The 6,162-nt window shown below is 52.9% G+C and carries 3 protein-coding genes; all 3 read left to right on the forward strand.

Going from position 1 to position 6,162, the window contains the following annotated elements; genetic code table 11:
* Positions 1 to 2,928, forward strand: a 2,928-nt coding sequence (locus MR935_RS09470; RefSeq protein ID WP_290572992.1) for an SNF2-related protein, incomplete at its 5' end; no start/stop codon positions are given.
* Between the two features lie 588 nt (positions 2,929 to 3,516).
* Entirely contained in the window at positions 3,517 to 5,190 is a 1,674-nt protein-coding gene (ltrA, locus tag MR935_RS09475) for a group II intron reverse transcriptase/maturase (RefSeq protein ID WP_290572993.1), read from the forward strand.
* Positions 5,191 to 5,256: 66 nt separating this feature from the next.
* Entirely contained in the window at positions 5,257 to 6,120 is an 864-nt protein-coding gene (locus tag MR935_RS09480; RefSeq protein WP_290572994.1) for a helicase, read from the forward strand.
* The last annotated feature ends 42 nt before the right edge of the window (positions 6,121 to 6,162 follow it).

Raw genomic sequence — 6,162 nt, forward strand, 5'->3', positions numbered from 1 at the left:
GGGCATGAGAATGTGTTCCAAAAGAACACACAGATGGCGCTTGCTGCCGATGTGTTCCAAAAGAACACACAGGCTGAAACGCTGCGCCCTTATTCTTATTTTGTGCAGGATGGAAAATTGCTGTTTAAGGGTGCGGACGAAGTGCGGGAAGCGGCACTGAACGCGACCGCAACCAAACGCGCCATCGGTATGGTTGGCGTCCGTGACGCGACACGGCAACTGATCGAGGCGCAGAAGGATGGCTGCTCAGATGCGCAGCTGGTGACGCTGCAAGATAACCTTGGTCGGCTTTATGATGCGTTTGTTAAGGAGTTCGGTGTGATCCGGTCGCAGGGCAATCGGCTGGCCTTTTCGAAGGACGCGGGTTATCCGCTTTTGCTGGCGCTGGAAATGCTCGATGAGGAGCAAAGAGTAGTCGGCAAAAGTGCGATTTTCACGAGGCGCACCATCCGCCCGCATATCGCGGCGGACAGAGCGGATACGCCGGAGGATGCACTGGGGCTTTCGCTGTCTGAGCGCGGACAGATCGACCTTGGCTATATGTCCGATCTGCTGGGCGGTATGACCGAGCAGGAGATCATTACCGCCTTGCAGGGACAGATATTCCGCGAGCCCGCAAGCGGAATTTGGCAACCGGCAGATGAATACCTGTCCGGCAATGTGCGCCGTAAACTGGACGAGGCGCGCACCGCCGCGCAGGCTGATGATGCTTTTGCAATTAACGTGCAAATGCTGGAGCGTGTGCAGCCCGCGCCGCTGACAGCGGCGGATATCAGTGTGCGCCTCGGCACGACATGGATACCGGCCTCGGATATCGGGCAGTTTGTGCGCGAGGTGCTGCATCCGCCGTATTACGCCAAGAATAAGATCGGCGTCGTTTATTCCGACGCCCTCAAGCGCTGGCATGTATCGGGCAAGAGCTATGACAGAGATATCCATGGTCTGGCCTATACCAAGTTCGGCACATCGCGTGTCAGCGGTTATGAACTGCTTGAGCTGTCGCTCAATCTGCGCGATGTACAGATCATGGATGTAAAGTTTGAGGGCGGAAAAGAGAAGCGCATCCCCAATCCGAAGGAGACGATCAAGGCGCGCAGCAAGCAGGACGCGCTGCGGCAGGCATTTAAGGATTGGATATTTGCCGATCCGGAGCGCCGGGAGAGGCTGGTAGGCTATTACAACGAGCATTTCAACACCACCCGCCCGCGCATTTTTGACGGTGCGCACTTGACGCTTCCGGGCATCAATCCAGAAATCGAACTGCGCAAGCATCAGACAGACGCGATTGCCCGTATCCTGTATTCCGGCAATACGCTGCTGGCGCATACGGTTGGCGCGGGCAAAACGTGGACGATGGCGGCAGCGGCCATGGAGCTGCGCCGGCTCGGCCTTGCTCATAAACCGATGTTCGTTGTACCCAATGGTCTCACCGATCAATGGGGTGCGGAGTTTCAGCAGCTCTATCCCGGTGCTAATATCCTCGTTGCAACAGAAAAGGACTTTGAGACCAAAAATCGCAAGGAATTTTGCGCGCGCATCGCCACCGGCGATTATGATGCGGTCATTATCGCACACAGCCAGTTTGAAAAGATACCGCTGTCACCCGAAAATGAACGCGCGCATATCGAAAAACAGATTGATATGCTGGAACTATCTATTTCGGAGGCATCGGGTAACAAAGATCTGCGATACAGTGTAAAGCAGCTCGAATCCTCCAAGCAAAAATTGAAATTACGGCTGAAAAAGTTAATGGAGGCAAAGGTTAAGGACGATGTTGTTACCTTTGAGGATCTGGGCGTAGACCGTCTGTTTGTGGACGAAGCGGACGAATTTAAGAATTTGGCGCTGCACACCAAAATGCAAAATGTAGGTGGCATCAATACCAGCGCGGCACAAAAGAGCGAGGATATGCTGGCAAAGTGCGAATATCTGAATGAAAAGAGCGGCTATCGCGCGGTTTGCTTTGCGACCGGCACACCCATTTCTAATTCCATGACCGAGCTGTATACCATGATGCGCTATTTGCAGTATGATGTGCTGGAAGAGATCGGTATGACCGACTTTGACAGTTGGGCATCCAACTTCGGCGAGACTGTGACAGCGATGGAGCTGGCACCCGAAGGCACGGGCTACCGCTCCAAAACGCGCTTTGCAAAATTCTGCAACCTGCCGGAGCTGATAAGCCTCTGGCGGCAGGCCGCGGATATCCAAACGGCGGATATGCTAGACCTGCCGCGCCCGGAGGTGGAATACCATAATGTTAAGGCGCAGCCAACGCAGGAGCAGCGGGATATGGTACAGCACCTTGGCAAGCGTGCGGACGCAGTGCGCAAAGGTGCGGTATCGCCGTATGAGGACAATATGCTGGCCATCACGGGCGATGGGCGCAAGATGGCGCTTGACCAGCGTTTGGCTGACCCCAGTTTGCCGGACGATCCGAACAGCAAGGTCAACAGCATCGTACATAACGTGTATGATATCTGGGCGCGCACCAGAGAGGACAGGGGAACACAGATCATCTTCTGCGACTTGGGAACACCCGCCGCGAAGGGCAAGGGCGAAAGCCGCTTTTGCGTCTATGACGATATCCGGGATAAGCTGATCGCGCGGGGTGTACCGGCTGAGGAGATCGCCTATATCCACGACGCAAATACCACACAGCAAAAGGCGGCGCTGCGCAACAAGGTAAATGCAGGCAGTATCCGTGTGCTAATCGGCTCGACCAGAAAGATGGGCGCGGGGTTCAACGTGCAAAAGCGCCTGATTGCAGAGCACCATGCGGATTGTCCGTGGCGTCCGCGTGACGTGGAGCAGCGCGAGGGGCGCATACTGCGTCAGGGCAACGATAATAAAAAGGTGGAGATCTATCGCTATGTGACCGAAGGCACGTTTGACAGCTTCAACTGGGTGCGACACGAAGTCGCATAATGTAATTGTTCGGCAATGACCGAACCTGCCATTCCATTGGCAGTAGCCTAACATCACCGAAGCAGTTGGCAACGACTGTGAGGAAGCCTGATGTGAAAGAGTAGCCCTCCCTGAAAGGGGTCAAGCGGAAGCCGTGAGGCAGAAGCGACAAGCTGCAAGCAACAATGCGGCTGGGGAGCTTGGCTGTGTGGTATGGTTAATGTAATGTAAATCGCCAATAAACGTCGTTAAGCTCTGAACAGGCTAAAGTTGCTGTTAAGCCAGAACCAAAAGGTATCGCAGTCGGCTGTCCCTTTCCAGTTTGGGGACACATGGACATTATGACTGCCGGCGGAGAGGCGGAACCTAACCCACACTGTTCATTATGTGAAACGTGGTAAGCCCGTATTTTCTCCGGCACAGCCGGAAAGCAGACCGTAAGGGAAGCCCATGGGGAATGCGGGTAAGGAGCGATGGAAAAAGCGAACGCCGCCCCTGTAATGGGGACGGATAGAGATTGCAACATTATCTCACGCGAAAGCGGGCAGACTTCCATCCGGTCTTTCTTTACGAGAGAATTTACAGAACTTTTGAAGGAGGAAATTGCAAATGAACGGGAAACCGTGTGCATCCCCCGGCGTTGCAACGTGCTGGGAAGCCATAGACTGGCAGAAAGCGCTTGCGTATGTCAAAAAGCTGCAAGTGCGTATCGTAAAGGCTCAAAAAGAAGGCCATTACAGCAAAGTGAAATCGCTGCAATGGCTGCTGACACATTCGTTTTATGCCAAAGCCTTGGCAGTGAAGCGAGTGACAAGTAATCAAGGCAAACGGACATCCGGCGTAGACCATGAATTATGGCTGACGCCGCAGGCAAAATGGAGCGCAATCTCAAAACTCAACCGGCGGGGTTATCGCCCGCAACCACTCAGACGGCACTATATTCCCAAGAAAAACGGGAAAATGCGTCCTCTGGGTATTCCGACTATGACCGACCGAGCCATGCAAACACTCTACAAATTTTCGCTGGAGCCGATAGCGGAAACCTACGCCGACCCCAATTCCTATGGATTCAGAATCAGCAGAAGCACCCATGACGCAATCGAGCAGTGCTTCACCGACCTGAACAAAGGAAAATCCCCGGAATGGATACTGGAGGGCGACATCAGGGGCTGTTTCGACCACATCAGTCATGAATGGCTGTTGGAAAACATTCCAATGGACACGCACATCCTCGAAAAATGGCTGAAATGCGGATATGTAGAAACGCGTAAATTGTTCCCAACGGACGAGGGCGCGCCGCAGGGCGGCACAATCTCTCCGACACTCATGAACATGACGCTGGATGGTTTGGAACGGCTGCTTCAAGAAAGGCTTCCCACCCGTCAGAAAGTAAATGGACGAACGCACTTTAACAAGCTGAATTTCGTGCGTTACGCGGATGATTTTATCATCACCGGAGAATCACCGGAATTTCTGCGTAACAAGGTGTTGCCTATCGTCAAAGAATTTCTGACCGAACGTGGATTGCAGCTCTCGGAAGAAAAGACCGTCATTACCCATATTGAGGATGGCTTTGACTTTTTGGGCAAAAACATCCGAAAATACAACGGCAAGCTGCTCATTAAGCCGTCCAAAACATCGGTCAAGTCGTTCTTGGGAAAGGTGCGGAGCATCATAAAGAGCAATAAATCCACTAAACAGGAAACGCTGATACGCAAGCTCAATCCCGTTATCCGTGGTTGGGTAAATAACCAGCGATACGTCGTATCCTCCAAGGTGTTCAGCAGGGTTGACCACGAGATATACAAATGCCTGTGGCAATGGGTGAAGCGCAGACACAAGAAAAAGAGCCACAAATGGATTGCACAGAAATACTGGCACCATATTGGCTCCCGTCAGTGGACATTCTCTGTTCCCTATGAAAACCAAAGTACCGAGGGTGAGCTGCTCTATTGTAAACTCGAATATGCAACCGATACAAAAATCATCCGATTTAAGAAGATTGTAGCAGAAGCAAACCCGTTTGATGAATATTGGACGGACTATTTTGAGGAACGAGAGGGCGAAAAGCTGCTCAACAGCACCAAGGGACGGGAAAAACTGCTGACAATTTGGCGGCGGCAACACCGCCGTTGTCCTGTCTGCGGAGACCTTATCACATCAGAAACCGGCTTCAGGGTGCATACCCCAGTCGAAAAGAATAGCCGGAAAATCATGGTACACAAGGAATGTCACGAAGAAATCCACAGCCTGATTACTGCTTTTGAGCCGGGTTCCCGATAAGGGGGGCCTTTTGAAAGGCTTGAGCCGTATGAGGGGAAACTCTCACGTACGGTTCTTAGGGGAGGGATGGGCAGCAATGTCCATCTCTTACCCGACCAGACGATCGAGACCAAGCAGAAATTTATCTCACAGGTCATGACAGGTAAATCACCGGCTCGTACCTGCGATGACATCGACGATGTAGCGCTGTCCTATGCCGAGGTAAAGGCGCTCGCGGCGGGCGATCCTGCCATTAAAGAGTTGATGGAACTGGAGGTACACGTCAACAAACTGTCCGTGCTGCGCGAGGGCTACAAGAGCGAGCAGTACAGATTGCAGGACGATATCCGCTTTTCCTTGCCGCAGAGCATTGCGCTGAAGGAGAGTATGATCGCCGCTTTGCAGGAGGATAACGCGACCTTTGCCGCGCATCGCAGCCAGACAGAGGGTGAGACCTTTTGCATGGAGGTTGGCGGCAAACGCTATACCGATAAGGAGCAGGCGGGTGAAGCGATTTTGGCAGTGCTAAAAGACGAAGGAAAGAGGATATCGCAGAACATGGAGGGCAAGATCGTAGTGGAAGAGCCGAAAGCGATTGGCAGCTACTGCGGTTTTGATTTGCGTGTGAAAAGAGCTATGCATAATACGCTGTGCTTTGTGCTGCGCGGAAAGGTATCCCGCGATATTGATATAGGCGTAAGCGGGCAAGGCATGGTGCAGCGTCTGAACAATGCTCTCAACCACATCGACCAATTGATTGCGGACAACCAGCAGAGCCTTGCCCGTCTGCATGAGCAGTTAGAAAAGGCGAAAGAAAACGTAAATAAGCCGTGGGAACAGGAAGATGAGTATCAGGCCAAGGTTGCGCGGCTCAATGAGCTGCATCTGCATCTGAGCAAGCAGGACGCGCAGCCCGACCTGCAGCAGACCATGCACGAGGTCGTGCGGTAAGCCACATTCCCGAAGATGTGTTCCATAGGAACACAAAAGCCC

Source organism: Agathobaculum sp., assembly GCF_022775115.1.
Classification (GTDB): Bacteria; Bacillota; Clostridia; order Oscillospirales; family Butyricicoccaceae; genus Agathobaculum.